The organism is Nesterenkonia rhizosphaerae (assembly GCF_039544555.1).
Classification (GTDB): Bacteria; Actinomycetota; Actinomycetes; order Actinomycetales; family Micrococcaceae; genus Nesterenkonia; species Nesterenkonia rhizosphaerae.
The window spans coordinates 117913-143678 of sequence record NZ_BAABLW010000007.1 but is presented as its reverse complement, the minus strand read 5'-3'; the positions used below and the strand labels follow the sequence as shown (position 1 = coordinate 143678).

The 25766-nt window shown below is 63.5% G+C and carries 26 protein-coding genes; 18 read left to right on the top strand and 8 right to left on the bottom strand.

The window, feature by feature from the left end:
- Nucleotides 1-6: 6 nt before the first annotated feature.
- The gene (locus ABEA23_RS06370; protein ID WP_345477236.1) at nucleotides 7-360 is read right to left on the bottom strand and encodes a hypothetical protein; all 354 of its coding nucleotides are present in this window, start codon (nucleotides 358-360) and stop codon (nucleotides 7-9) included.
- A gap of 250 nt (nucleotides 361-610) precedes the next feature.
- On the opposite strand from ABEA23_RS06370, the gene ABEA23_RS06365 reads away from it, so the two are divergent.
- The 5 genes from ABEA23_RS06365 (at nucleotide 611) to ABEA23_RS06345 (ending at nucleotide 6969) form a co-directional block, all read left to right on the top strand.
- Complete coding sequence (locus ABEA23_RS06365; protein ID WP_345477235.1) at nucleotides 611-2944, top strand: acyltransferase family protein; 2334 nt, start codon at nucleotides 611-613, stop codon at nucleotides 2942-2944.
- A 10-nt stretch (nucleotides 2945-2954) separates the two neighbouring features.
- A complete protein-coding gene (locus ABEA23_RS06360; protein ID WP_345477234.1) occupies nucleotides 2955-3236 on the top strand; it encodes a hypothetical protein in 282 nt (93 codons plus the stop codon).
- 4 nt (nucleotides 3237-3240) lie between these two features.
- Nucleotides 3241-4917: an amidophosphoribosyltransferase gene (gene purF / locus ABEA23_RS06355; protein ID WP_345477233.1), complete on the top strand. Its 1677-nt coding sequence runs from the start codon at nucleotides 3241-3243 to the stop codon at nucleotides 4915-4917.
- Nucleotides 4914-6083 (top strand): phosphoribosylformylglycinamidine cyclo-ligase, encoded by a 1170-nt coding sequence (purM, locus tag ABEA23_RS06350; protein ID WP_345477232.1) that lies wholly within the window; start codon nucleotides 4914-4916, stop codon nucleotides 6081-6083. The genes purF and purM overlap by 4 nt, the downstream gene beginning before the upstream one ends.
- A gap of 145 nt (nucleotides 6084-6228) precedes the next feature.
- Nucleotides 6229-6969: a hypothetical protein gene (locus ABEA23_RS06345; RefSeq protein ID WP_345477231.1), complete on the top strand. Its 741-nt coding sequence runs from the start codon at nucleotides 6229-6231 to the stop codon at nucleotides 6967-6969.
- On the opposite strand, the gene ABEA23_RS06340 is transcribed toward ABEA23_RS06345, so the two are convergent.
- A complete protein-coding gene (locus tag ABEA23_RS06340; RefSeq protein ID WP_345477230.1) occupies nucleotides 6941-7348 on the bottom strand; it encodes a hypothetical protein in 408 nt (135 codons plus the stop codon). The genes ABEA23_RS06345 and ABEA23_RS06340 overlap by 29 nt on opposite strands.
- Before the next feature lie 296 nt (nucleotides 7349-7644).
- Here ABEA23_RS06340 and ABEA23_RS06335 point away from each other — a divergent pair, with 296 nt between their 5' ends.
- From ABEA23_RS06335 to ABEA23_RS06315, 5 genes are all read left to right on the top strand, one after another.
- The gene (locus ABEA23_RS06335; protein WP_345477229.1) at nucleotides 7645-8682 is read left to right on the top strand and encodes a nucleoside hydrolase; all 1038 of its coding nucleotides are present in this window, start codon (nucleotides 7645-7647) and stop codon (nucleotides 8680-8682) included.
- Nucleotides 8679-9476, top strand: coding sequence for a queuosine precursor transporter (locus ABEA23_RS06330; RefSeq protein WP_345477228.1), 798 nt, complete (start codon nucleotides 8679-8681; stop codon nucleotides 9474-9476). Before ABEA23_RS06335 ends, ABEA23_RS06330 begins: the two co-directional genes overlap by 4 nt.
- A gap of 212 nt (nucleotides 9477-9688) precedes the next feature.
- Nucleotides 9689-10582: a histidine kinase gene (locus ABEA23_RS06325; RefSeq protein WP_345477226.1), complete on the top strand. Its 894-nt coding sequence runs from the start codon at nucleotides 9689-9691 to the stop codon at nucleotides 10580-10582.
- Nucleotides 10579-11382: an energy-coupling factor transporter transmembrane component T family protein gene (locus tag ABEA23_RS06320; RefSeq protein ID WP_345477225.1), complete on the top strand. Its 804-nt coding sequence runs from the start codon at nucleotides 10579-10581 to the stop codon at nucleotides 11380-11382. Before ABEA23_RS06325 ends, ABEA23_RS06320 begins: the two co-directional genes overlap by 4 nt.
- The gene (locus ABEA23_RS06315; RefSeq protein ID WP_345477224.1) at nucleotides 11375-12754 is read left to right on the top strand and encodes an ATP-binding cassette domain-containing protein; all 1380 of its coding nucleotides are present in this window, start codon (nucleotides 11375-11377) and stop codon (nucleotides 12752-12754) included. The genes ABEA23_RS06320 and ABEA23_RS06315 overlap by 8 nt, the downstream gene beginning before the upstream one ends.
- Here ABEA23_RS06315 and ABEA23_RS06310 read toward each other — a convergent pair.
- Genes ABEA23_RS06310 through ABEA23_RS06295 form a run of 4 tightly spaced genes read right to left on the bottom strand, consistent with a single transcriptional unit; the run spans nucleotide 12720 to nucleotide 16082 of the window.
- Nucleotides 12720-13325 carry a TetR/AcrR family transcriptional regulator gene (locus ABEA23_RS06310; protein ID WP_345477223.1) on the bottom strand — a complete coding sequence of 202 codons (606 nt, stop codon included), beginning with the start codon at nucleotides 13323-13325 and terminating at the stop codon, nucleotides 12720-12722. The genes ABEA23_RS06315 and ABEA23_RS06310 overlap by 35 nt on opposite strands.
- 25 nt (nucleotides 13326-13350) lie before the next feature.
- Entirely contained in the window at nucleotides 13351-14889 is a 1539-nt protein-coding gene (locus ABEA23_RS06305) for an MFS transporter (RefSeq protein WP_345477222.1), read from the bottom strand.
- 46 nt (nucleotides 14890-14935) lie between these two features.
- Nucleotides 14936-15892 carry a Sir2 family NAD-dependent protein deacetylase gene (locus ABEA23_RS06300; protein WP_345477221.1) on the bottom strand — a complete coding sequence of 319 codons (957 nt, stop codon included), beginning with the start codon at nucleotides 15890-15892 and terminating at the stop codon, nucleotides 14936-14938.
- Entirely contained in the window at nucleotides 15882-16082 is a 201-nt protein-coding gene (locus ABEA23_RS06295) for a DUF3073 domain-containing protein (protein WP_044495166.1), read from the bottom strand. The genes ABEA23_RS06300 and ABEA23_RS06295 overlap by 11 nt, the downstream gene beginning before the upstream one ends.
- Nucleotides 16083-16237: 155 nt before the next feature.
- On the opposite strand from ABEA23_RS06295, the gene ABEA23_RS06290 reads away from it, so the two are divergent.
- Nucleotides 16238-16951 (top strand): hypothetical protein, encoded by a 714-nt coding sequence (locus tag ABEA23_RS06290; RefSeq protein ID WP_345477220.1) that lies wholly within the window; start codon nucleotides 16238-16240, stop codon nucleotides 16949-16951.
- On the opposite strand, the gene clpB is transcribed toward ABEA23_RS06290, so the two are convergent.
- On the bottom strand, nucleotides 16948-19560 hold the full coding sequence (gene clpB, locus ABEA23_RS06285; protein ID WP_345477219.1) for an ATP-dependent chaperone ClpB: 2613 nt from the start codon (nucleotides 19558-19560) through the stop codon (nucleotides 16948-16950). The two genes, ABEA23_RS06290 and clpB, sit on opposite strands and share 4 nt — an antisense overlap.
- A 524-nt stretch (nucleotides 19561-20084) precedes the next feature.
- Here clpB and ABEA23_RS06280 point away from each other — a divergent pair.
- The 5 genes from ABEA23_RS06280 (at nucleotide 20085) to ABEA23_RS06265 (ending at nucleotide 23739) form a co-directional block, all read left to right on the top strand.
- Nucleotides 20085-20456 carry a TIR domain-containing protein gene (locus ABEA23_RS06280; RefSeq protein ID WP_345477218.1) on the top strand — a complete coding sequence of 124 codons (372 nt, stop codon included), beginning with the start codon at nucleotides 20085-20087 and terminating at the stop codon, nucleotides 20454-20456.
- A gap of 5 nt (nucleotides 20457-20461) precedes the next feature.
- Nucleotides 20462-21448 (top strand): caspase family protein, encoded by a 987-nt coding sequence (locus tag ABEA23_RS06275; protein WP_345477217.1) that lies wholly within the window; start codon nucleotides 20462-20464, stop codon nucleotides 21446-21448.
- Entirely contained in the window at nucleotides 21448-21723 is a 276-nt protein-coding gene (locus ABEA23_RS06270; RefSeq protein ID WP_345477216.1) for a hypothetical protein, read from the top strand. Before ABEA23_RS06275 ends, ABEA23_RS06270 begins: the two co-directional genes overlap by 1 nt.
- 267 nt (nucleotides 21724-21990) lie before the next feature.
- Nucleotides 21991-22494 (top strand): FtsX-like permease family protein, encoded by a 504-nt coding sequence (locus ABEA23_RS14235; RefSeq protein ID WP_425577130.1) that lies wholly within the window; start codon nucleotides 21991-21993, stop codon nucleotides 22492-22494.
- Between the two features lie 744 nt (nucleotides 22495-23238).
- On the top strand, nucleotides 23239-23739 hold the full coding sequence (locus ABEA23_RS06265) for a hypothetical protein (RefSeq protein WP_345477215.1): 501 nt from the start codon (nucleotides 23239-23241) through the stop codon (nucleotides 23737-23739).
- A gap of 167 nt (nucleotides 23740-23906) precedes the next feature.
- Here the strand turns inward: ABEA23_RS06265 and ABEA23_RS06260 are convergent, their stop codons facing one another.
- Complete coding sequence (locus ABEA23_RS06260) at nucleotides 23907-24239, bottom strand: winged helix-turn-helix transcriptional regulator (protein WP_345477214.1); 333 nt, start codon at nucleotides 24237-24239, stop codon at nucleotides 23907-23909.
- Nucleotides 24240-24305: 66 nt separating this feature from the next.
- Between ABEA23_RS06260 and ABEA23_RS06255 the strand changes: the two genes are divergently transcribed.
- Both ABEA23_RS06255 and ABEA23_RS06250 read left to right on the top strand, forming a co-directional pair.
- Nucleotides 24306-25091 (top strand): NAD(P)H-dependent oxidoreductase, encoded by a 786-nt coding sequence (locus tag ABEA23_RS06255; RefSeq protein WP_345477213.1) that lies wholly within the window; start codon nucleotides 24306-24308, stop codon nucleotides 25089-25091.
- A 10-nt stretch (nucleotides 25092-25101) separates the two neighbouring features.
- On the top strand, nucleotides 25102-25737 hold the full coding sequence (locus ABEA23_RS06250) for a LysE family translocator (protein ID WP_345477212.1): 636 nt from the start codon (nucleotides 25102-25104) through the stop codon (nucleotides 25735-25737).
- Nucleotides 25738-25766 lie beyond the last annotated feature (29 nt).

Genomic DNA, 25766 nt, shown 5'->3' with positions numbered 1-25766 from the left:
ATCCTGCTACTGCAGGGTGTCGGCGATCTCCTCTACCGTGGCCCGGTCTTCGCCGGAAACAGCGGAAGTATCGGCCACTGGCACCGCATGTTCGAGCTCCAGCTCACCGGCATGGGAATCCCGGGCTTCCGGGGATTCAAAAGTGCTCAGCGCCAATTCACCCAGCTCCGTGTGAATGCAGGAGATCTCGGTCTCCACTCCGGTGGCCATGGGCATGGTCTCCGCGCACTGATAGCCGCGTTCGGCAGCTGCGGAGCTGAAGTCCTGGCTATTGGCGGAATCCTCCCCGCCGCAGCCGGCCAGCAGGATCGCGGCGCTGAGCCCGGTGAGGGCGAGGAGCATTCGTTTCTGTGTCTTCATTGCAGGCATCGTAGGCAGTAGTCCCCCGCGTGATTCAAGGGTGGGGCGCGGATCGTCACTGGACTGTGATGTGCCACCGCCCCCACAGCCAGGCAGCTGCCCGCGCCGCACCGCAGGTGTGCGCTTGGGCAACACGCGGCCCGGATGACCGGCTATGGTCTCCCGGTGCTGTCACTATGTGTGGCAGAGGTCTCTGCTTCCCCCGCCTTCCCCGCTGTCTTCCCCCAGAGGCCTCCAGAAGGAGCCCGCTGTGCTGACGCATCAGCCCTCCGCACGCACCGAGAAGGTGCCTGCGGTCGAGCCCAAGCGCCCTGTGCCGTCCCCACGCGGAAGTCTCCGCACCCGCCATGCCATCCAGCGAGCTGCCGCCGAGCGTGAGAAGGGCCGAATCCATGGCCTGGACGCCCTGCGTGCTCTTGCCGTGATGCTGGTGATCGTCTACCACATCAGCCCTTCGTGGGCTCCTGGCGGATTCATCGGCGTCGATGTCTTTTTTGTGATCAGCGGTTTCCTGATCACCTCGCTGCTGTTGCGCGAATACCGCGACCACGGCCGCATTAACCTGCGTCAGTTCTACCTGCGTCGGGCCAGGCGCCTATTGCCGGCCATGGTTCTGGTGGTGGCCATCTGCACAGCAGCGGCCGCGGCGCTTGGCGGGGACGTACTCTCCGGGCTGGGTCTTCAGCTGGCAGGAATCGCCACATTCACTGCCAACTGGGTACAGCTGGCAGGCAGCTTCGACTACTTCAAGACCTCCACCGCCGGGCTCTTTGATAATTTCTGGTCACTGGGCATCGAGGAGCAGTTCTATCTGCTGTGGCCGGTGGTGCTGATCGCCTTCCTCGTCCGCGCCCGGTTGCCCCGGCAGGCGTTCTCCCGGATGCGATCCCATCTGGTCGCCGTAGCGCTGCTTTCCGCGCTGCTGATGGGCGCGCTGGTCTGGTTCGGCTACTCCAATGCGGCGTATCTGGGTACCTTCACCCACCTCTACGGGCTGCTGCTGGGCGCGGCTCTGGCGATGAGCCCGCGTATGTTCCGTCAGCGCGCACTGGCTATCAGCACCGGGACACCGACGACGACGGTGCCCCCGGGTGCAGCTGGTGAGGTCTCCGGGCACGCCGCCGCCGCTGAAGCCTCAGCGGATCCGGCCCCGCCGGCACGTGCATCGTCGGCATCGTCGGCAGGATCTGCGCCGGCAAGTGCGGCCTCCACCACTGCCTCCCCGTTCTCCGGGATGCTGCACAGCGCAGGCCGGGCAGGGCTGAGCCTGATCCTGGCCTTGACCGGCCTGGCCGCCGTCGGCGTATTAGCTTTCAGCCCCCTCGGTGAGGTTCCCGGACGTGAGCCGCTGCTGACCCTGGGCGGCACGGTAGCCGGGCTGCTGCTGGTGGGAGCCTGCTTAGCGGCACCGGCACACCGAGCACGGCTGCTCGACTCCGGTGTGGCCGGGTGGATCGGCACCCGCTCCTACGGCCTCTACCTCTGGCATTTTCCGCTGATAGTGCTCACCGATCAGCTGGTGGCCACCTTCGGCACACCGGCCGGACTGGATCACACCCAGGCCCGGATCCTGGCCGTCCTGGTTTCCGTGGTGGCTGCCGACTTAAGCTACCGGTCCGTGGAGGTGCCGGTGCGCCGAAACGGCTTCAGCTTCCTGGCTCAGGTTCCACTGCGTGCAGCTGCTGCCGGTCTGGTGGTGGCGCTGCTGGTCAGCTCCGCAGTGTGGGCCCACACCCGAGCTCCCCAGCAGACCACCCTGGAACAGACGCTCTCCCAAGGGCAGGCCTACACCGAGTCCTTCGGCGATGATCCGCTGGACACCACGGAGGAACAGCCCGCAGCTGCACCGCAGAACGACACCGCAGCATCGGATGAGGCGGTGTCGGATGAGGCTGAGGCAGACGGAGCAGAAACCCCCGACCGAGAGGCTGACGGGCAGGACGCACCGCAGGCCCCCGAACAGGATTCCGCTGAGCAGGGCTCACCCCCGCAGGATTCAACCCCGGCCGACGCCGACTCAGCGCCATCGTCGTCGGCCGCTGAACCGGAACCTTCCACTGCCCCGCACACGCCCCCGGCACAGACCCAGCCGCCGGCCCCCGAGGCAGCGGATCCTCCGGCCCGTTCGGCACAGATGGTGGCGGTCGGGGATTCGGTGATGCTGGCTTCCTCCGAGGCGATGAGTCGACGTTTTGACGTGGTCATCGACGCCGCCGAATCACGACAACTCATTCACACACCCGAGCTGGTGGCACAGGCGGTGGCGCAGGTGCCCGCGGCCAGCACGGTGATCCTCGGGGCAGGGATCAACGGGGTCGGCGGCGAGTCGGATCTCCGCCGGGCCATCACCAACGCTGGCGAGCGCACCGTAGTGCTGGTCAACCTCTATGGCCCGATGAGCTTCACCGCCTCGCATAACGCGATGCTGCAACGCGTGGCGGCCGACTACGGCCACGTGGTGGTTGCTGACTGGCACGGCCGGATCAGCGGCAGCACCCAGCATCTGCAGGCTGATCAGGTACACCCGATCGGCCCCGGTGGCGATATCTACGCCGATGCGATTGCCGCTGCCCTGGGGCGGTAGACTGGAGGACATGTCTTCTCACGAGCAGCGCCGTCAGGTGACAGTTCGTACCACCCCTAAGCTCGTCCCGTTTCTCGTGGCTGGGCTGGCGGTGGCCTTCACCGCAGCCGTGATTACTGTCTACGCCACAGCCCCAGCGGAGAACTACAGCCGCCCGGCATCCCTGGGATATATGACTTTCGTGTACTGCCTTCCGGCGCTGGCCCTCAGCGCAACCGCGTGGTTGGCCACGGAGAAGGTCCTGCGGCGTCGAGCGTCCACTTACGACATCACCCCCGCGGAGAGGAAGTAGCCGCATGGCCCGCCCCGACGGTCGCCTGAACCACAACCTTCTTGACGAGGACCCCCTGCCACAGGATGAATGCGGGGTCATCGGTGTCTGGGCACCTGGGGAGGAAGTCTCCAAGCTGGCCTATTACGGCCTCTACGCCCTGCAGCACCGCGGTCAGGAATCTGCCGGAATCGCCACCAGCGACGGCAAGCACATCAAGGTGTATAAGGATGTCGGCCTGGTCTCCCAGGTTTTTGATGAATCCACCCTGAGCGCCCTGACCGGTCATATCGCCCTGGGACACTGCCGCTACTCCACCACCGGCGGCAATCAATGGTCCAACGGGCAGCCCACTCTGGGCGCCACCCCGCACGGGACGGTAGCCCTGGGGCATAACGGCAACCTCACCAACTCCGCTGACCTCTATGACCGCATCGTGGAACGCCACGGACGCACTGACTTCGGCGAGCTGGCTCAGGGCAACACCACAGACACCGCCCTGGTGACCGCACTGCTGCGCGACCAGCCCGGGGATTCCCTGGAGGAGCAGGCACTGGCGCTGCTGCCCACGCTTAAGGGTGCGTTCTGTCTGGTGTTCATGGATGAGAACACGCTCTACGCCGCCCGTGACCCGCAGGGTGTGCGCCCACTGGTGCTGGGTCGGCTCGACCGCGGCTGGGTAGTGGCCTCGGAGCAGTCGGCACTGGCCACCGTCGGTGCCTCGATCATTCGCGAGATCGAGCCCGGCGAGTTCATCGCCATTGACGCCGACGGCATCCGCAGCCACCGCTTCGCCGAGGCCAAACCGGCGCGCTGCGTCTTCGAATACGTCTACCTGGCCCGGCCGGACGCGAATATCAACGGCCGCAGCGTCTACGAATCCCGTGTGGAGATGGGACGTCAGCTGGCACGTGAGGACACCCACGACGCCGATATTGTCATCCCCGTGCCAGAATCAGGCACCCCGGCCGCGGTGGGCTACGCCGAGGAATCCGGGCTGCCCTTCGCCCAGGGATTCATCAAGAACGCCTATGTGGGCCGTACCTTCATCCAACCCTCGCAGACCCTGCGTCAGCTGGGTATTCGGCTGAAGCTCAATGTGCAGGCCCATGTGGTGCGCGGGAAGAGGGTCGTCGTCGTCGACGATTCGATTGTCCGCGGCAACACCCAGCGTGCCATTGTGCGGATGCTCAAAGAGGCCGGTGCTGCCGAAGTTCATGTGAAGATCTCCTCACCGCCGATCAAATGGCCCTGCTTCTACGGCATCGACTTCGCCACCCGCGCGGAGCTGATCGCCAACGGCGCGACCATTGCGGAGATCACCGCGGCCGTGGGCGCAGACTCCCTGGCCTATATCTCTGAAGATGGCATGATCGCCGCCACCGGTCAGCCGCGCTCTACGCTGTGCACCGCCTGCTTCTCCGGCGAGTACCCCATTGAGCTGCCCCCGGAGGATCGGCGCGGCAAGCTGCTGCTGGAGCAGCCCGCATTCCCCGGGATGTACAAGCGGGTGCAGACCGGCTGCGAACCGGGTCCGGACAGCGAGTTTGAGCTTGATGACACCGAGCGGCCGCTGCGCGATGCGCTTGGTGAAGCTGCGCCGAGCGAAACCAGCCTGAGCGAGTCAGCACAGAGCGAATCCGCACCGGAGGATTCTGCCCAGGACACTGCCGAGTCCCTCACCACGAAAGCGAGCCGATGACAGAGACCAGCAGCCGCACCCCCACCACCTATGCCTCGGCAGGCGTGGATGTGGAAGCCGGTGACCGCGCCGTCGAACTGATGAAGGCCCATATTGAGGCCACCCACACGCCTCAGGTGATGGGCGGCGTCGGTGCATTTGCTGGACTCTATGACGCTTCTGAACTCAAGCGGCTGCCGCGGCCTCTGCTGGCCACCTCCACTGATGGGGTGGGCACCAAGGTGGCAATCGCGCAGGCGATGAATATCCACGACACCATCGGCTACGACCTGGTGGGCATGGTGGTTGATGACATTGTGGTCATGGGTGCCAAGCCGCTGTTCATGACTGATTACATCGCCTGCGGGAAGGTGGAGCCGGCCCGGATTGCCAGCATTGTCTCCGGTATCGCGAAGGCTTCGGCTGAGGCCGGCACCGCGCTGGTGGGCGGGGAGACCGCTGAACACCCGGGGCTGCTGGGTGAGCATGAGTACGACGTCGCAGGTGCGGCCACCGGCGTGGTGGACGCCTCCGCTGTGCTGGGCCCCGATCGGGTGCGCGCCGGTGATGTGGTGATCGGCATGGCATCTTCCGGCATCCACTCCAATGGCTACTCGCTGGTGCGCCGCATCGCCGCAGATGCTGGCTGGGCCTATGACCGCGACGTCGCGGAGTTCGGCCGCAGCTTGGGCGAGGAGCTTCTGGAGCCTACGCGTCTCTACACCCAGCCCTGCCTGGATCTGGTCACCGCGCTCAACGGTGATCCTGCTGAGGGCGAGATTTCTCCCGAGGCGCCCGTGCGCGGCTTCAGCCACGTCACCGGAGGCGGTCTGGCTGCCAACCTGGCACGAGTTCTTCCAACCGGCCTGCTGGCCACTGTGGACCGCTCCACGTGGGGGTGGCAGCCGGTGTTCCGCGTGCTCAGCGAGCTCGGCGGCGTGCCGCAGGCCGATGCTGAGCGGACCTGGAATCTTGGCGTAGGCATGGTGGCCGTGGTGGCCGCAGAGCAGGCTGATGCGGCTATCGCCCAGCTCAACGCCGCGGGTCAGCGCGCCTGGGTGATGGGGGAGATCAACCGCTACGACGCCGCTGACTCCCGTATCGCGGCAGCCGGCGAGGACTTTGTGCAGGGCGCCAAGGGTGTCGACGGCGGCGGCGTGCTGCTGACCGGCTCCTACGCCGACTGAGGCTCCGGCTTTCTGTTCCGCCCCGATCCGAGAACTGCGACTCTCGGTCGGATCGTTATTAATTTGCAATAGCAACCTGTTGTTTGCCGCTGCAATGTAGGTCATGCTGGTGGCACACCATCTGTCGCACAGAAGGAAGCCGCTCATGACTGCCCGACTCCGCACTTCGATACTCTCAGCGCTGACCGCCTTCGGGCTGATCTTGGCCGGTTCAACGGCTGCCTCTGCGGCCGGTGAAGAGATCCCCTTTGATCTCCACGGCACCGTTGAAGGTTCAGAGATCACCTTCGAATGGGAGGAGATCCCCCAGGCCGAGGCCTATCAGTGGACCTTCAATGTGGCGGGCACTGACGGCGTCTTCGACTCTGACGAGATTACTGAGACCAGCGCAGTCATCGACGTCGAGGAGATGGGTCTGGCCGGAAACGAACCAGAAGACTATCTGGAGATGAACCTGACGCTGGGCTTCGGTGTTGCCGGTGTCTTTGCTGATCCTCAGCAGTACTACGCCTTCGAACAGCTGCGTTTCCAGCTGGTTCAACTCGACGACGGTTCCTTCACCGTCGGTCCTCCTTATTCGGATCCGATGCTCAGCGAGGAGGAGGCTGAGGCGCACTTCGCCGAGCACTTCACCGTGGTTGAGGATTCCGCAGAGACGGAATCTCCCACTACCGAGCCCTCCCCCACTACTGAGAGCCCCGAGCCCACCGAGGAGACCAGCGCATCTCCCACACCACAGGAGACTGACTCTCCAGAGACGGCACCGGCCAGCCAGGAGGACCCGCTGGGCGGCTGGGGCACTCCGCTGATGATCGGCCTGGGAGTGCTGGGACTGGTGCTCATCGGCGTCGGCATTGTCATGGCCGTCCGACGCGGGCGCGCCTAACGCGGCTGAGCGTCCAGCTCGCTGTCCACTTGCTTGGGAAGATCCGCAGGCGGGCTGCCGCCCAGGCGAATAGCATGCCGACTGGCAGCAGAGCCGTGCCCAGAATCGAGAAGATCAGCTGCGCGTCTGTCTGCTGACCTAACAGGGGCGTCAACCGAGCGACAGAGATCAGCCCGTTGAATATCAGCGCGAACGCAGCGATACCCATCAGCAGCCAGCTTCCGCGGCCGGGGTCGCCGAACAGCCGATTCGCCCGCTGGGGCCACGGGCGGCCGGTCTGACGCTGGCGCTGCCGCAGCAGTTCTTCGCGCTGAGCCACAGTGATGTTGCCGGGCGTGACCGTGCGCTGTGTTCGCCTGGGCTCATCTGCACGAGACATGAAGGACCTCCTACCTGCCACGCCAGGTCAGGCTTTGCCGCTCAACAAGGGGGTATCCAGCAGGCGTAGCCGAGTGGCGACGGCGCCGCGCCACCCACTACCCGCGCCACCCACTACCCCCGCCACCGGACCCTCGCCAGCGGACCCTCGCCAGCTACCCAGCGCCACAACGGATGGGAACCAGCAGCAGCCGCGCGCGCGAATCTCCCACCTCTTGTGGCGGTTTTGGCCGGAAATCCGGCCCGCGGCGCCACAACGGATGGGACGCGGTCGTCTTCCGCGGCAGAATAGGCCTTGTGATTCGGCTTTTTATTGACTGCGACCCGGGCATCGACGACGCCATCGCCCTGGGCTATGCCCTCTGCCAGTCGGACGTGGAGATCACCGGCATCGCGGCCAGCGCCGGTAACGTGCCGGTGGATGCGGTCACCCGCAATGCGCTGGCCTGGCTGGAACTCACCGGCCGCACCGACATTCCCGTGCACCGCGGGGCCGAGAACCCAGTAGCGCACCGCGCGGGCGACCCGGCTCCGATCTTCGCCGACGACACCCACGGTCCGCTGGGTGCAGGTCACGCAGTGCTCGATGAACCGACGACGACGGCGCATCAGCTCTCCGCCGCCGAAGCCTGGGTGCAGGCCGCCCGAGCACATCCGGGCGAAGTGGTCGGCGTCGTTCTGGGTCCGCACACCAATCTGGCGCTGGCGCTACGCCTGGAACCGGAACTCCCCACCCTGCTGAAGCGGCTGTTCATCATGGGCGGGGCCTTCAACTACCGCGGCAACACCCATCCGACCACCGAATGGAACATCACCTGGGATCCGGAGGCTGCCGCTGAGGTTTTCGCGGCCTTTGGCACCCCGGGGACCCCGCTGCCGGTCATCGGCCCCATCGAGGCCACCGAGGCAGTGGTGATGACCCCGCAGCTGCTGGAGAAGATCACTTCCTCATCCTCAGCAGCACCCGGCTGGCAGCAGTATCTGGGGCAGCTGGCTGAGGCGCTGCGCTTCTACTTCGAGTTCCATGAATGGGACGGCCACGGCTACCTGGCGCAGATCCATGACCCCTATGTGACCGCCGCGGCCATCGGCTGGGCGCGGTCACAGGCGGCAGATTCGCTCCCGGGCGCTGAACAGGAGATAATCCCGTGGGCGCATACCGCAGATGCCGCCGTCGATGTGGAACTGACCGGCACCCTGACCCGCGGTGAAACGGTGGCCGATTGGCTCGGCCGCTGGAACCGGCAGCCCAATGCCACCCTGATTCGCAGCCTGGATGCCTCGCAATTCTTGACGCACCTGGCCGAGACCCTGATGAGAGGACCTGACCAATGAGTACCGACCCGACCTCTGGGCAGGGGTCCGCTGCAGCCGCGGCGGATCCCGGAGAAACCCAAAACAGCACCCCCGCCCACAACACGTCCGGCGCTTCTGCCCGCGCCGGGAAGGCTCCCGCAGCCTTCGCTCAGACCGGCAGCCAGTTCTACGCAGTGCTGGTCTCACTGCTCGCCGCGTTCTACCTGATCTCCAATATCGCCGCCACCAAACAGATGGACTTCGGCGGCTGGGTGGTCGACGGCGGCGTCTTCCTCTTCCCGCTGACCTACCTTCTCGGCGGCGTCATCTCCGAGGTCTACGGATTCAAAGCCGCCTTCCGCGCCGTCCTGGTGGGCTTTTCCGTGATGCTCATAGGTGCCGTGGTCTTCGGCCTGGTGACCATCTCCCCGGCCGTCAGCGATGCCTATAACCAGGAGGCCTTCGAGGTCCTCTTCGGCTGGGACGGCATGTATGTGCGCATCCTGATCGCCTCACTGCTGGCCTACCTGGCCGGGCAGCTGATGAACTCCTTCGTCATCGTCTGGGTCAAAGGACGATTCGGTGAGTCCAATCTGTGGGCCCGTATCGCCAGCTCCACCATCTTCGGCCAAATCCTGGATACCGCGCTCTTCGGCCTGATCGCCTTCACTGCGCTCTTCGGCCTAGACCCGCTGATGAGCTGGGGACAGTTCGCCAGCTACTTCATCTTCGGTGTGCTCTATAAATGCGCGGTGGAGTTTGTGCTGATGCCGGTCACCTACACCGTGGTCTCTCAGCTCAAGCGCCGCGAGCCCAGCTACAGCTCCCACTGAGCACACCCCTCACCGACGTCGGCCCTCCTGCCGGGCCTGGATCTACCAGCCCGGATCTGCCGGACCGGATACCCGACGCCGCGCCTTAGGCACTGCTGCTGCGCCCTGCGCATACGGCCTGCACCTGCGCACTGCACCTGCGGCCTGCTCCGCTCATACCTCACCATCGGCAACAACCCTGCTGCCGGTCCCTAGGAAAGGAACACCTGATCATGTCCGCTGAACCAACATCTGGGCAGGGATCCGCCGCCACCGCCGCGGGTCCCGGAGAACTCTCATCCTCGCGTCTTCCAGCACCGGCCTGGACTCTGGCTGCCATCGCCGCCGGCTCCCTGGTCATCCTCGGCACCTATCTGTGGGTGCTGACCAGCCAGCCTGCCACCCTCGGCCAGGACCTCGGCCACACCACACTCGGGGTCATGCTGGGCTACCTGGTCGGCGCGGTGCTGATCGCCGCTGGCACCCTGCCCCGGATCCCGCGCGGCATCTTCGCGCTGATGCCGGTGGCCATTGCGCTGAATATCGTCACCGGGCAGGTGGTGGGCACGATGACCCCCATCCCGCTGTATCTGGACTCTTTGGGTACCGTGCTGATCGGCGTTTTGGCCGGACCTGCCGCCGGTGCGCTGACCGGGATTCTCGGCAACGTCATCTGGGGTGTGACCATCAACCCCACCGTCATCGCTTTCACCGCAGGTGCCGCCTTCATCGGTGCTGCAGCAGGCTGGGCCGCCCGCTTAGGAGCCTTCCGCGCACTGTGGTGGGCAGTACTGGCAGGTGCCGTCGCCGGTATCCCCACTGGTGCACTGGGCGCCCCAGTTGCGGCCTTCCTCTTCGGCGGCGGCCTCGGCGTGGGCACCGGAGGCGTCGTCGCGACCTTGCAAGCAGCCGGGCTGGAGATGCTGCATGCCACCTTCGCCCAGAGTGTGGTCAGCGATATTGCAGACAAAGCCCTCATCTTCGCGCTGGCCTTTGTGGTGATCTGGGCACTGCCGCGCCGGCTGCGCTCGCGCTACCCCTTCACCGGACATTCCTTCACCCCTCGCGCCTCCCATCCGGCGGCGCCGCAGACTGCCCCACGCAGCCAGGCCGAAACAGCTCAGTGACCCCTTCGGCTGCTGCCCGCCGTCTGCACCCCTCCACGGAGTTGGTGCTGCTGCTGTGCGGGCTGCTGCTGGTCTACGGGGTCCCTTCGCCGCTGGTGCCGGCAGTCGTGCTGCTCGGCGCGGCAGTCGGCGCTGCAGTGACGCGGCATCTGCGGCTGAAATCCTGGGCGCTGACACTGCTGGTGCTGGCAGGGCCCATGCTGGTGATGGTCACCATCATCCAGGGCTTGTTCTACCCCGGCGAGGCCGTACATATCCTGTGGTCGGCCGGCCCGGCGGCGATCACTGCGGAGGGCCTGGCTGTTGCCCTGCAGCTGTGGCTGCGGGTGGCGGCCATGATCGGTCTCTGTGCCTTATTCGCCTTCGGCGCCGACGCCGCGCGGGTCTTTGACGCGATGATCGGACTGCGGTTGCCGCTTAATGTGGCCTATGTCTGTGCTGCGGCCATGAATCTGCTGCCGCTGCTACGCGAACGCACCGCGCGGACTATGGCGGCCCGTGCCGCCCGAGGCTGGGACACCACATCCCTGCGGGTCCGGCTGCGCCTGCTGCCCGGTATCCTCTCGGGCCTGCTGACAGCGCTGCTGGTGCAGTTGGACCAGCGTCATGATGCACTGAATCAGCGCGGTTTCGGCGCGGTCCCACGGCCAGCACCGGCCCGGTTCTACGCTTCAGGCACCGGCCAGCAGGTGCTGCGCTGGTCAGCGGCCCTAGGCAGCAGCGCTCTGGTGGTCCTGGCGCTGCTTGATCTGTTGCCGCTTCCCACCGCCAGTGACTTTCTGGAGGTCCTCTATGGCTGAGCCGCTGCTGGACGCTGCCGGGCTGACCTTCCGCTATTCGGCCAGCTCTGCCGCCGCGCTTGATGGCATCAACCTCCGGCTCGCCCCTGGGGAGTCCATGGCGGTCCTGGGCCCGCTTGGCTCTGGGACGTCCACGCTGTGTCGGGCGGCAGCGGGGATGCTGGCTGATCACGGCCAGTTCAGCGGCGAGCTTCGGGCATCCCCCGCCGGGCTGCTCGGCGATGATCCAGAGGCTCAGCTGACCGGCATGGGTTCTACTGTCTGGGACGAGGTGCTGCTCCCGGCCCGGCTGACCGGATTCAGCCTTGAGGCGGCAGCACATCAGGCACTAGCGCTTCTGGACCAGCTGGGCCTGACCGAACTCACCCACCGGCCGGTATTCGAACTCTCCGGAGGACAGCGCCAGCTCACCGCCTTAGCCTCGCTGCTGGTCATGGGTCGGAAGCTGCTGATCCTTGACCAGCCCGGCCTTTCCCTGGATGCAGCTGCGCGATCCACACTGCGCCGGGTGCTCGCCCAGCACTGTGCCGAAGGTGGTGCGGTGCTGGTGGCAGGGCATCAGCATGATGAGCTCTCCGGGTTCTGCCAGCGCACCGTCTTTCTGGATGAGGGCCGCCTCAGCGGCGTCCAGGATGGACAGCCCTCCCGGGAACAGCTGAGTCTCCATGGGGTCTGGGATACCGCCGACGACGCCCCCGGGGCTGAACGCGCAGGCTCAGAGACCTCCTCGCCTCACCCGGGAGACACATTGCTTCAGGTAGAGGCTCTGTCTCTGCGCCGTGGCGGAAAGCCAGTGCTCGACGGCGTCGGGCTGGATCTGCGCGCAGGCGAAATCACCGCAGTACTTGGACCCAATGGGGCTGGCAAGTCCAGTCTGCTGCTGGGCCTGGCCGGGCTGCTGCCTAAGGAATCCTCTGGCCGGATCATCGGTCCCGCCGGGGTGGAACTCAGTACAGCTAGCGCGCATCGCCGGGCTGGCTATCTGGCCTGGACAGGACAGGACCCCGGGGATCAGCTTTCGGCGTCCACTGTTGAGGCCGAACTGCGCTACGCCACCCCGAAGAGGGCCTCCAGGCAGGACATTGCGGACCTTCTAGACCGGGTGGGGCTGGCGGATCACGCTGAAACCCACCCTTATGATCTCAGCGCGGCACAGCGTAAGGATCTGGTGCTTGCCGCGGCCCTGTTGCTGCGCCCTCGGGTGCTGTTATTGGATGAGCCGACTCTGGGGCGGGATGAACCGGCCATGGATCGGCTATCAGCGGTGCTGAGGGGCTTTGCCGACGGCGGCGGGGCTGTGCTGGTGACCACCCATGATCATCGCTGGGCAGCGCAGATCAGTCAGCAGATCCTGCGCGTCCCAGCTCAATGATCCGCTCGACAAGGCGCTGCCGGGCCACCGGGTCCAGGGTGTGCGGGCTGTTGGCCTCCCAGAACCAGAGACCGTCAGCTGCCAGTTGTGCGATGAATGCCCTGAGCTGGTCTTCGGAGGCATCGGCGCCAGGCTGCGGCACGCCCCAGCGTGACTCCACGCTGTCCCAGGCGGCCTGGGCCTGCGGGTCCTCGGCGGCCTCGAGCATCAGCAGCAGCTCGGCCCGGTCGGGGTTCTGCGAGGCCCTGACGTAGGCGGCCAGTCGCTCCTCGGCGCTGAGATCCTCTAGCCGACGATCCTCGAGTCCGCGCACCCCAGCCGCCTCGCCGTCGTCGTGGTTCTTTGTGGCGCTGGTGCCGGCTTCCTGATGCAGGTGTTCTTCCCACTGCCCGGCCACATGCTCATGTAATCCGCGCAGCAGGTCCTCACGGGAGGGGAAGTGGTAGATCAGCCCGCCCTTGGTCAGCCCGGCTTCCACCGCCACCGACTCGTAGGTCAAGGCGGTGACGCCTTCGCGCTGGACGATGCGCTTGGCGGCTTCGAGGATGTGATCACGTTTGGACTGTCTCATCAGGAGTCAACCTTACGCATCAGAGTCAGTGGTTGTTCGGGTATGCCTGGGATTCGGTGCCCGGAGTGTAGCGGCGCAGCAGCAGGGCTGCAGCGATGGCACCCAGGACCATGACGGCGGCGACGGCGGCCAGCACGGTGAGGAAAGCGGTGTCGAAGGACTCCGCGGCCGCAGCAACCACTGCGGCATCTGGGGCGTCCAGGGCTACTGCCGGTGGCTGAGCTGCCCAGTCGCTGAATTCGGCAGGCAGCGTGAGCGTACGCGTGTACACAAGGGTCAGCAGCGACCCCATGGTGGCCACACCGACCAGCCCGCCGAACTCGTAGGAGACCTCCTCCAGGGAGGCCGCCATACCGGCCCGCCGCGGCGGAACGTTGCCGATGATCGCGGTGGAGGCCACAGACATCGAGGCACCCAGACCCGCACCGACCACCAGGATCCCGGCCACCAGCAGCGCCAACGAATCCTGCCAGGCCGCAACGACAGTGATGAGGCTGCCCACGGCGGCGGCGCTGATGCCACCGCCGATGAGCACCAGCAGACCCACCCGGTGCAGCACCGCGCCACCGAAGAGCGCAAAGGGCAGTGAGGCTGCCGCCAATGCGCTGACCACCAGCCCTGCTTCCAGCGGGGTGAAGCCTTCTACCAGCTGATACCGCTGGGTGACCACCAGCTGGATGCCCACAATGCCGAAGATGCTGGCTCCGGCGGCCACCACCCCGCCGCTGAAACCGCGGTTCTTGAAGATCGCGAAGTCCACCAGCGGCTCGGTGTATCGGGCAAGGCGCAGCTGGCGGCGGGTGAAGATGGTGAGCACGACGACGGCCACCGCGGTCGCACTGATCGCCACGGTGTAGTGGATAGGCGCTTCGGCCCAGGTTTTAATCGCCAGCACCGCCGCAGCCATGCCCACCAGAGCCTGACCTGAGGAGAGGACATCCCAGCGGCGAGCGGGGTTGGTGAGGTTGCGCGGGCCGACCAGGATCATCAGGATGCTGGCGGCGATGACGAGCGGGACGTTGATGAGGAAGACCGAACCCCACCAGAACTTCTCCAACAGCAGCCCGGAGACGATGGGCCCCAGAGCCATGCCCACTGTGGCGGTGGCTGCCCAGACGCCGATGGCGATATTGCGTTCACGCTCGAGCGCGAAGCTGATGCGGATCAGCGCCAGGGTTGCTGGCATCATGGCGGCGGCGCCGACTCCCAGAAACGCCCGGGCGATGATGAGCTGTTCGGCCACCGGGGCGAAGGCCGCCGTCAGGGAGGCCAACCCGAAGATCACCAGGCCGATCTGGAAGATCCGCTTATGTCCGAAGCGGTCGCCGAGGGAACCTGAGCCTAGGAGCAGGCCTGCCATCATCAGCGGGTAGGCGTTGATGATCCAGAGCTGCTGGGATGAGCTCGCCTCCAGTTCACTGCTGAGGGTGGGCAGTGCGGTGTAGAGGATCGTATTGTCCAGGGCGATCAGCAGCAGCGCCGTGGAGACGATGCCGAGCACTGTCCAGCGCTGCCATCGAGACAGTGAGGTGTCCGGGGCGGTGGTTTTGAGGGAGGCGGTCACCTAAAAACTGTACCGTACGTACGGTAAAGTTTGACTGTTGTGTTGATCACCCGAGATCCTCATCCAGCTGCTTCAGTGCGGGTGCGATCCGGGTGCGCCAGCGCCAGTCAGCCTTGGCATCGGCCCGTGAGGGCCCGCCATTGAGCACTGCCACCGGTTTGCCTGCCCGGTGCATGCGCAACGCGATGGAGAACCCGCTCATCACCGCCATTGAACTGCCCACCACCAATAAGGACGCGCTGTGCTGGATGAGTTCATCAACGGCCGCTTTGCGCTCAGGCGGAACAGTCTCACCGAAGTAGACGACGTCGGGCTTGAGGGTATCGGCCCCACAGACCAGGCAGCGCACCATGTGGAAGCGCTGCACCCATGAGGGGTCCAGGCTGACATCACCGTCGGGGTTGACGTTCTCCGCAGCCACCATGGCCGCTTCGGCATAGCCGGGGTTCGCAACTTCAAAGCGCTGATCCAGATGCCTGCGGTCTTCACGGCTGCCGCAGGTCAGGCAGTGCACGGTGGCCAGGTCGCCGTGGAGTGCAACCACCGGGTCGCTTCCGGCGGCTGCGTGCAGACCGTCCACATTCTGGGTGATGAGTCCGCTGAGGATTCCGCGCTGCTGCCAGCTGGCCAGCAGATGGTGAGAGGCATTGGGAACGGCAGCCCCCATATGCCTCCAGCCCACAAAGCTGCGCGCCCAGTAGCGGTGCCGGGCTGCGGCGTCGTACTTGAACTCCTGGTAGGTCATCGGCCGGTGCCGGTGCAGGGAGCCTTCGGGGCCGCGGTAATCGGGGATGCCGGAGTCGGTGGAGACACCGGCTCCGGTCACGCAGAGCACGTCCCCGGTTTTGAGCATGGCAAGGATGCCCGCGTGCGCAGCCTGCTCGGGCTGCGGGGGCACGGAGTCTTCGACGATTCTGGCGATTGAGCGCAATGCTGCGCGGTGGGCTTTCTCAGCCTGCGCCGTGAAGACTGCTTCTTCGGCCACGTGGGGCCTAGCGATCATCCTCGTCGTACTCGTAATAGATGTCCGACTTTTCATCGGACTCGAAGCTGCTGCTTTCAACGCGATCCGAACGGTCTCCCCGAGCCTGGGCGAGTTCCCTCTCCAGTGCAGTCAGGTCGGTGTTCGGGGTGAAGTACTTGATCTCCCGCGCCTGCTTAGTCGCTTTCGCCTTCTGACGGCCACGCCCCATGAGCGGGACCCCCTTAACGTCGTCTCTGTGCAGCTCTCGCGATGGCTGGCGGGCTCATCGCGGGCATGACTATGTGGATGAAGTGGTTCGTGCCTTCTAGGTTAACATGAGAGCCACTGTTGCGTCGCGCTGACTGGGAGGGGCAGAGGCGGTCAATGAGCGAATCTGAACTGAGAGATTCTTCTGAACAACCCTTGTCCCGCCGGGCGAGGCGGGCTGCACGCGGGGATACCGGCAAGCGTTTGAACGCGATTCCGTTCCTGATTGCCGCTGTAGTTGTGGTGGTTCTCACGATTGTGCTGCTGTGGTGGTTCCTGATGAGAGAGCCCGCCGCGGAGGAAGAACCCTGGGCCTGGAACGATGAACCAGGGCTTGACGGTCTGCACGCCCACCAAGTCCCTTCCGAGGACTGGGAGACCGGCTGGTGCCTGCGCGATTACGAGGATGAGACCACTCCGGCCGATGTTGCAGACTGCGACCGCGGCTATGACGCGCAGGTGCTGTTGCGGCGCAATATCAGTGACGGCCCCTATCCCGGCGATGAGACTGTCATCGATACCGCCCATCAGTGGTGCCATGACGAGCTGGAGCTGGATTCTGCTGCGGTGGACAGTGCCGACTACGAGCTGCAGATTCAGTTGTGGCATCCCACCGAGTCCACCTGGCGCCGCGATTATGACCGCATGGTCTCCTGCTTCTTGACCCGTGCCGACGGCGGACAGCTCACCGGCAGCTTCCTGCCCGACCCTGAGGACGACGAGACCCCCTCACCTGATGATGAGGGGGCTGGCGTCGAGGTGGTGGAGGAGCCTCGCGATACTGAGGACTCCGATGAGGGTGAAGAAGAACCTGCGGAGGAGTCGGACTAAACCTGCTTCTTCCGCACGGTGAGCCCGTGGACCTCGGTACTCTCCAGGGAGAGATCCTCGCGGTCCACCTCTACGGTGTCGCCGTCCTCGATGTCCCCTGCGAGCAGGGCGCGGGCCAGCTGATCACCGATCTCCCGCTGCACCAGACGGCGCAGCGGCCGGGCGCCATAGGCCGGGTCGTAGCCGGTGAAGCCCAACCATTCCTTGGCAGCTTCGGTGACCTCCAAGGTGAGCCTGCGGGAGTTCATGCGCTCCTGCAGGGAGGCGATCTGCAGATCCACAATTGAGGTCAACTGCTCCATAGAGAGCGGATCGAACATCACGATGTCGTCCAGGCGATTGAGGAATTCGGGCTTGAAGCTGGCGTTGACCACGCTCATCACCCGCTCCTTCTTCGTCTCCTGTTCCAGGGTTTGGTCCACCATGAACTGGGAGCCGAGGTTGGAGGTCAGGATCAGCACCACGTTGCGGAAGTCCACGGTGCGGCCCTGCCCGTCGGTGAGGCGCCCGTCGTCGAGGACCTGCAGAAGGATGTCGAAAACCTCGGGGTGGGCCTTCTCCACCTCATCCAGCAGGATCACCGAGTAGGGGCGACGGCGCACGGCTTCGGTCAGCTGGCCACCCTCATCGAAGCCTACGTACCCCGGAGGGGCGCCCACCAGCCGGGCCACCGAGTGCTTCTCGGAGTATTCGGACATATCGAGGCGGACCATGGAGCGCTCGTCGTCGAAGAGGAACTCCGCCAGCGCCTTGGCCAGCTCGGTCTTGCCCACGCCGGTGGGACCGAGGAAGAGGAAGCTGCCGGTGGGCCGGTTGGGATCGGCCACACCGGTGCGTGCCCGGCGCACGGCGTCGGATACGGCGGATACGGCCTTCTCCTGGCCGATGAGCCGGGCTCCGATGAGCTCCTCCATCTGCAGCAGCTTGGCGGTTTCGCCCTGCAGCAGTCGGCCGGCGGGAATCCCGGTCCAGGCGGAGATGACTTCGGCGATGGCGTCGGCGTCGACCTTCTCCGGGACCATGCGGTCTCCGGTTTCCATGTTGGCCTCGGCTTCTTCGGCGGCGATCAGCTCCTTCTCCAGGGCTGGGAGTTCCCCGTAGAGCAGGCGTGAGGCCTCGCCCAGGTCGCCTTCGCGCTGGGCGCGTTCGGCGGCGGATTTCAGCTCATCCCTGCGGGCACGCAGCTCGCCGGCCTTGACGTGGGCGGAGCGTTCCTGCTGCCAGCGGGCCTGCAGCTCACGCAGCTGCTCCTCCTTATTGGCCAGCTCTTCCTGCAGGGCGGCCAGGCGCTCCTGGGAGGCGGGGTCCTTTTCGGCTGTGAGCCACTGCTCCTCAACCTTGAGGCGGTCCACTTCACGGCGCAGCGCGTCGATCTCCACCGGATCGGAGTCGATCTCCATCTTCAGCCGGGAGGCAGCCTCGTCCACCAGGTCGATGGCCTTATCCGGCAGCTGGCGACCACTGATGTAGCGATCGGAGAGCGTGGCTGCCGAGACCAGTGCGGCGTCGGAGATCTCCACACCGTGGTGGGCCTCGTACTTCTCCTTGATCCCGCGCAGGATCGCCACCGTGTCCTCCACTGATGGCTCTCCCACGTAGACCTGCTGGAAGCGGCGCTCCAGGGCGGCGTCGGCCTCGATGTTCTCGCGGTACTCATCAAGGGTGGTGGCACCGATAAGGCGCAGCTCACCGCGGGCGAGCATGGGCTTGAGCATATTGCCGGCGTCCATGGAGCCGTCAGAGGAGCCACCGGCGCCGACTACGGTATGGATCTCATCGATGAAGCTGATGATCTGGCCTTCGGCGGCTTTGATCTCGTCCAGGACGGCCTTCAGGCGCTCTTCGAATTCGCCGCGATATTTGGATCCGGCCACCATGGCCCCCAGATCCAGGGAGATCAAGGTCTTCCCCCGCAGTGCGTCCGGAACGTCACCGGCCTCAATACGCTGGGCCAGACCTTCGACGACGGCGGTTTTACCGACGCCGGGCTCGCCGATAAGGACGGGGTTGTTCTTGGTGCGCCGGGAGAGGACCTGGATGACGCGGCGGATTTCGGAGTCACGGCCGATCACCGGATCCAGCTTGCCGTCGCGGGCCAGGGCAGTGAGGTCAGTGCCGTACTTCTGCAGCGCCTCGGAGGTGGTCTCCGGGTCCGGTGTGTCCACGGTGCGGCCTTTGCGGATTTCCGGCAGGGCCTTGCGCAGCGCTTTGGCGTCGGCTCCGGCTTCTTGGAGCGCTTTGCCGGCGGGACCATTCTCCTCGGCGACGGCGATCAGCAGGGTGTCGGTGTTGATGAAGGTGTCCCCGAGCTTGCTCGCCTCGGCCTGAGCGGCACGGACAATGTTGAGACCAGCCGGGGAGAACTGCGGCTGCGCTACGGAGGAGCCGGAAGTGGAGGGCAGCTGCTGGATAGCCGCGGAGGCGCGCTCAGAGACCAGATCCGGATCAGCGCCAACCTGCTTGAGCAGGCGGACGCCGTCTGACCCGCGCTGGTCCATCAGCGCTTTGAGGATATGGGCCGGTTCGATCTGCGGGTTACCGGCGATGCTGGCGTTGTTTGAGGCTGCTGAGATGGCTTCTTGGGACTTGGTGGTCAGCTTCACATCCATGGGCTTAGCACGCCCCCTTTCTGGTTCACACAGTAATCAGTGACGCCCATTCAGCGATAGGGGTGACGGACGCCGACAAACTTGAGTCAACCATACTCAACTTATTTCTCGACGGGTCTATTCCGGAGCAGCCTGGGACAGCGAAGTTGTCCAGCTGTAGGTTCTCGTTCAAGTTGATCAATTCTCACTTTCGTGCCCACCACTTGTCAGATTTCTCAGACACCTGTCGCATCTCACCTACGCAGTGTGAACGGGCACGATGTGAGTCCCTGGTGGTGCGGCACAGTCATCAGAATCGAGGGGTGGATGACCGAAGACCCGAACGTCGTACTAGTGGCCAGGAAGCCTACGACAACCCCCCCCCAATGATTCAGATCACACTTAGGTCATTTGAAGCAGACACATCGTGCAGATATCTATCATATTTCTAAAACAACACATATCATCAATCATATTTAACGTGAGCCTGCATTTAACTCCGACGATCAGCGTCGGGTGACGGCTCCTGATAGGAGAGGACTCTCGTGGCAGATAAAAAAGTAATATTTGTAGCGTTTGCAATCGAGGATGAAAGGCAGCGGGACTTCCTGAAAGGTCAGTCACTCTCGCCTAGAGCGCCCTACGAGTTCGTCGATATGTCGGTCAAGGAGGCATACGACACTGAGTGGAAGAACAAGGTGCGCACCCGTATCAAGCGTTCAGATGGAGTGATCGTTCTGGTCAGTAAGAACTCGGCGACCTCGAGTGGGCAGAAGTGGGAGATCCAATGTGCGATAGAGGAGGGCAAGTCGATTCGAGGAATCTACGCGTATAGCGACGACCGGTCTTCGATCGCAGGGGTGAACACCTACACCTGGAGCGATGCCAACATCAGCAATTTCATCGACAGCCTCTGAACGCTATGCGTAAAGCACTGATAGTCGGGATTGATCATTACGACAACATAGGGTCACTGCGAGGATGCGTCAATGACGCCTACAGCGTGTATGGGGCCCTAGAGCGCCACTCCAACGGGACCCTAAACTTCCCTAGCCCGAGATTGCTGATCAGCACCGGTCCCGGACATGCCGTAGAGAAGTTGACGTTGAAGAACGCAGTCCGCGAGTTGTTTAAAGACGACGCAGAAATAGCCCTGTTCTACTTCTCTGGACACGGTTACTTGGAGGACACTGGAGGGTTCTTGTGTTCCAGCGATGTCAGCACAGGCGATGATGGACTCTCCTTGGTCGAGGTGATGACGATGGCGAATGAATCGCCCGCTAAGAACAAGGTCATCATTTTGGATAGTTGCCACAGTGGCGCAGCTGCCACAACAACGGTCGGGGCGGTGCAGGCAGACATCCGTGAAGGTGTGACCATCTTGTCTGCGTCAACCGCGAATCAGTACGCCATGGAACAGGGTGGATCCGGGGTTTTCACAGACTTGTTCGTCGATGCCCTCAACGGAGCCGCAGCCAATCTCGTCGGAGACGTCACGCCAGGTAGCGTTTATGCTCACGTCGATCAGTCGCTGGGCCCCTGGCAACAGCGACCGGTTTTCAAAACGAACGTGAAGACATTCGTCTCGCTCCGCACTGCTGAACCTCCCATCGCTTTGACTGATCTCCAGCAGCTCACTCAGATTTTTCCGGAACCATCGACGGTGTTATCGCTTGACCCGTCCTTCGAGCCGGCCCGCTCTGCTGAGGAGGCAGCCAACCCAGAAATTCCAGACCCGGATCCATTGAACACCGCCACTTTTAAAGTGTTGCAGAACTACGTGAAGGTCAATCTCGTACGTTCGGTCGATTCCCCACACATGTACTACGCGGCAATGGAAAGTAAGGCGTGTGTATTGACTGTGCTCGGACAGCACTACTGGAACCTCGTCAACGATGGGCTGATTTGATGCCAGAGGACCTCTCCGATTTCTTCGAAGCACCTGCGACCTTGGAACTCGTTGCAGCAGTTGAACACGAGCGGTGGTCGCACTGGCAACGCTACCTGCACGGCCAATGTTCTTCCTTAGAAGATGGAAGCCTGGTCATCCCGGCTCACCTCGTCGCTCAATGGTCAAAACAAATGAGTACGCCTTATAAAAACCTCTCAGAAAAGGAGAAAGAAAGTGATCGGGAACAGGCACGGGAGTACATCACTGCTATGCAGCGTGCGCTAAACCTCTGAGTGTCGGAGCAATGCACGTTAGGTGATCTTTCTACGTGCACGGCACCGCGGTTTGGCGTTATAGGTTCTTCACACGCGCTCGACTCCGGACTGATCGAGCCAGCGAGCTAACAAACTGAAGGCTGCTAGTTGTTCGAGAGCAAGTTGCTTCTCACCTCCGTCGCTTGTTGCATCAGCTCATGCTGCATCAGGCCCAACCGATCTCCTGCAAAGCGGAAAGTACAGCCGAGGAGGTGATAGAACTCGGCAACTATCAACCTTCTGACCGTGTTGGCCGCCTTGCTCCTGGGGATCGGCGTACTCATTGCGCTAATCGGCACATTAAACACGTTGCGCCTGACAGCGATCGAACGACACCAAGTGATCGGGCTGCAAAGAGCACTCGGGCTTCCGCGGTTTCAGGTCCGAGCTGCAATAACCTACGAGTCGGTCATGTTGTCCATATTTGGCGGCGTCATCAGAGTCGTGCTCGGTTCACCGGTGGCTATCGTTGGTGCGTACTCCCTGGCAAACAATCTTCGCAGGGCTGCGGTTCGCCCTGAACTTGCCACCGGCTTTCTTCGCGACCACCCTGGTCCTCGCCATCGTCGTGGGTGTGGCCGCAGTCATGATCACGGCCAGAAAAGCAATGCGAGTGCCGCCGGTCGCGTCGGCGCCAAGATGAAGATCGCGCCGTGGGCGTCCTGCTCGGGTTCGTTGGAAGCTACGGCAGCTCAAGGACTCGAACCACAGGTTGCTGACCTTCGCGCCGTGAACCGCTCCGGGCACTAAAGGGTCGCGACTCATCCCCAGTGCCGGTCCCAGCTACACAGAGATCATGAGCTACATCGAGTCCCACTGTGAAGACTCAGGTTTGAATCCGGACGGTGTGGCACTGCGCGCCGGGGTGTCACTGCGCACGCTGCAAGCCATGTTCGCGGCGGAGGGGACCTCCCCCGCGCGAGAGATCAGAAGGGCGCGGCTCGCTCGCGGTCACCAGTTGCTCCTGAGGGCAAGGGCGTGGCGGAGTCGGCGTACTACTGCGGAATCAACGATGTCGGCACCTTCAGCCGTGCTTACCGGCGCAGCTTCGGTTGACCTCCCGTCGCCGCGAAAGGTCTGCACGTGATCCCGACGGCCGCGTGAGCGTGCAGAGTGATTACACGCACCACTCGCGCTAGGAAATACTGCGCCCCTTGCGAGCAATGTCAGTAGTGTGGAGCTATGACCTTTCCTCGAGTGTGAGAAGGCATGATGACATTCTCACTACCTGAAGTTCAGTGATGACTGGCGTCACGGCTACACGAGTGCTGCCGAGGTCACTCATGTCCACGATGATGACGGGCACTGGGTCAAAGGGAGGTTAAGGGGAGAATCATGGGCACACCGGGATACCCAAAGGTCCGCTCAGCGCTTCGCTTTAAACCTGGCGGAGGCTTCTGCATCAACCGATTCGTGAGCAACGTCCTAGTAGTACTGACGGTGGGAATCTTGCTGATAACAACGTCCAGCTGCGGGATGCCTAGGCCCCACGGCATGAGCGCTGAGGCCTACCAGGAGATCGTTGAAGACATTCAGACTGGTCTCCCCCCAATGTTTGCTGACTTAGAGGGTGCCGTCTTTCGGTCCCGCAGTGGTCAGCTGGACGAGTCACCGAGTGGGCGGGAAGGTTTTGGTGAAAGTGTCGGTGCCCGAACCATGCTCAACGCCGACATCCTGGCGGAGGTCGACTCGGCTGAGCATGCTGAACGGGTGATGTCAGCGATCGAAGAATCATGGCCCGCTGCTCACGGTTGGAAATTTCTCGGTGAAGAGGAACTGCTCCCGAACTTGAGCAGGCATGATGGAATTCGCGAATACCTGGAGTTCAGCAGGGACTGGCGCCACGATTACACGACTACTGCCAAGGTCGGGCACGTCCACGACGATGAGGGTCACTGGGTCAAGGTGAGCTTTATGGGTGAACTGGTAGTCCACCGAGACGCCGACAGGTCCGGTGGGCGCATCAATCTGCCGCTGACGCAGGACGATGTGTGAGCAGCTTCAACTACGCCCGGCTAACAGCACTCGCGCTGGTCATCCTGCTGGTCACGACGAGCTGCGGGCTCATTCCTCACGGGCGACGTCGTCGGTTCCCGTCACTACGGCTCATACCAGGGCCCGAGACCGTCTGGGGTTCGGCACGTAGGGGTTCGTTGAGGTGATCACTGTGCCGTCTCCACAAACGCCGCACCCCATTCATTCATCAACGCGACCAAAGGTGCCAACGACCGCCCCCGCTCAGTGAGTGAATACTCCACTTTGGGTGGCACCTGCTCAAACACCTTGCGCAGCACAATGCCGTCCTGCTCCAGTTCACGCAGCTGACGAGTCAGCGTCTTGGTATTCGCCAGCGGCACTCGTCGCCCCAGCTCCCCAAAACGATGTGGCCGCTCCAAAAGGCACTTCACCAACGTCAGCTTCCACGCCCCACCTAGGACTGATACAGCCACCTCAACCGGACACACCTGCATAGCCCGCTCCACCGGTAAACGCATTTACCCCTCCTAGCGACATTAATGTCCGTACTACACAATCATCACCCGAAAAGGCACGATTGGCCTATGACCAAACAGCAGACCATTCTGTGGGTGAGCGCCCACCCAGAACCCAAGTCGCTGACACATCAGCTCCGCCGCGACGGCATCGCTCACCTCCGCAGCCAGGGCTATGAGGTCCTAGAGTCTGATCTCTACACGATGAACTGGGATCCCGTCGTTCGGCCTGCGGACGGTCAGCTACCCGAGGGAGAGCGGTTCAGAGTCTCTGCCGATGTTCGACAGGCCTACCTCAGTAACGCGCTGCCCGCTGAGCTCCAGGCAGAGCACGAGAAGATCCTGCGCGCTGATGTGCTCCTGGTGCAGTTTCCGCTGTGGTGGTATGGGATGCCGGCCATTCTCAAAGGATGGTTCGACCGGCTTTTCGTCAGCGGATTCGCCTTCGGCACAGACCCTGAGACTGGAAAGCGACTGCGCTACGAGCAGGGGCCTTTTACCGATAAGCGGGCGCTAGTCCTCACGACGCTGGGTGATCGCCCGGCGTCGATTGGGCCACGGGGCAAGAGCGGCGAGATCACCGAGTTGCTGCACGGCATTCTGCACGGAACTTTCGCCTACACTGGAATGAGTGTCCTGAAACCGTGGGCGCTACCTAGCGCTGACTTCACTGAGGACTACCAGAAGGTGCGTAAAAGCCTTCTGACGAAACTGGACGAGTTGCATAGCGAGACGCCGATCCCTTATCGACCTCAGTTCACTGGTCAGTACAGCGATCAGTGGGAACTAGTGCCAGAGATCAGCCCCGGCGAGACTGGCCTCTCCATCCACATCGACAACACCGACCTCAGGTAAGCGATTCACTGTGGTTGATGTAGCGGTACTGCCTGCGTTCATCGCAGTGATTCTGCTGTTTCTGATACCCCCGGGCCCCGATATGGCCTTCATGGTGGCCGTGGGCCTTGAAAAAGGGAGCGGAGCAGCGGTGTCCGCGATCCTCGGCATTGGTACGGGAATGAGTCTTTACGCTGCCGGTGCCGTTGCGGGGATCGGACGCCTCGCGGAGGAACACCCGCTGATCTTTGACCTGGTGAAGATTCTCGGTGCCGGTTACCTCATATGGTTAGCCATCGGGACCATCCGTAGTGCCCGTCGAACAACCACGACCCACAAGAGCAACCTGACCACTCGCCCCTATGTGCGGGGCCTCGCGATCAGCCTCACGAACCCTAAGATCATCCTCTTCTTCGTGGCAGTACTGCCGCAGTTCATAGGAGATGCGCAGAACACAGCACTCCAGCTAGCGATGTTGGGCGCTGTTAACGTCTTGATGGAAGTCATCTTGTACGGGGCGATCGGCGTTCTCGCCGGAACTTTCAACGCTCGTTTCGAAAACTCCGGACGAGGAGGCGCGGTGCTCAGCTACATCGCCGCAGCGGTATACCTGGGGCTCGCTGGGGTTGCCCTCGCCGATGTTGTGAGCGGAGCCTTACTCCCCTAGTCCTTTGCAACTGGTGGTGGGGTAACGTC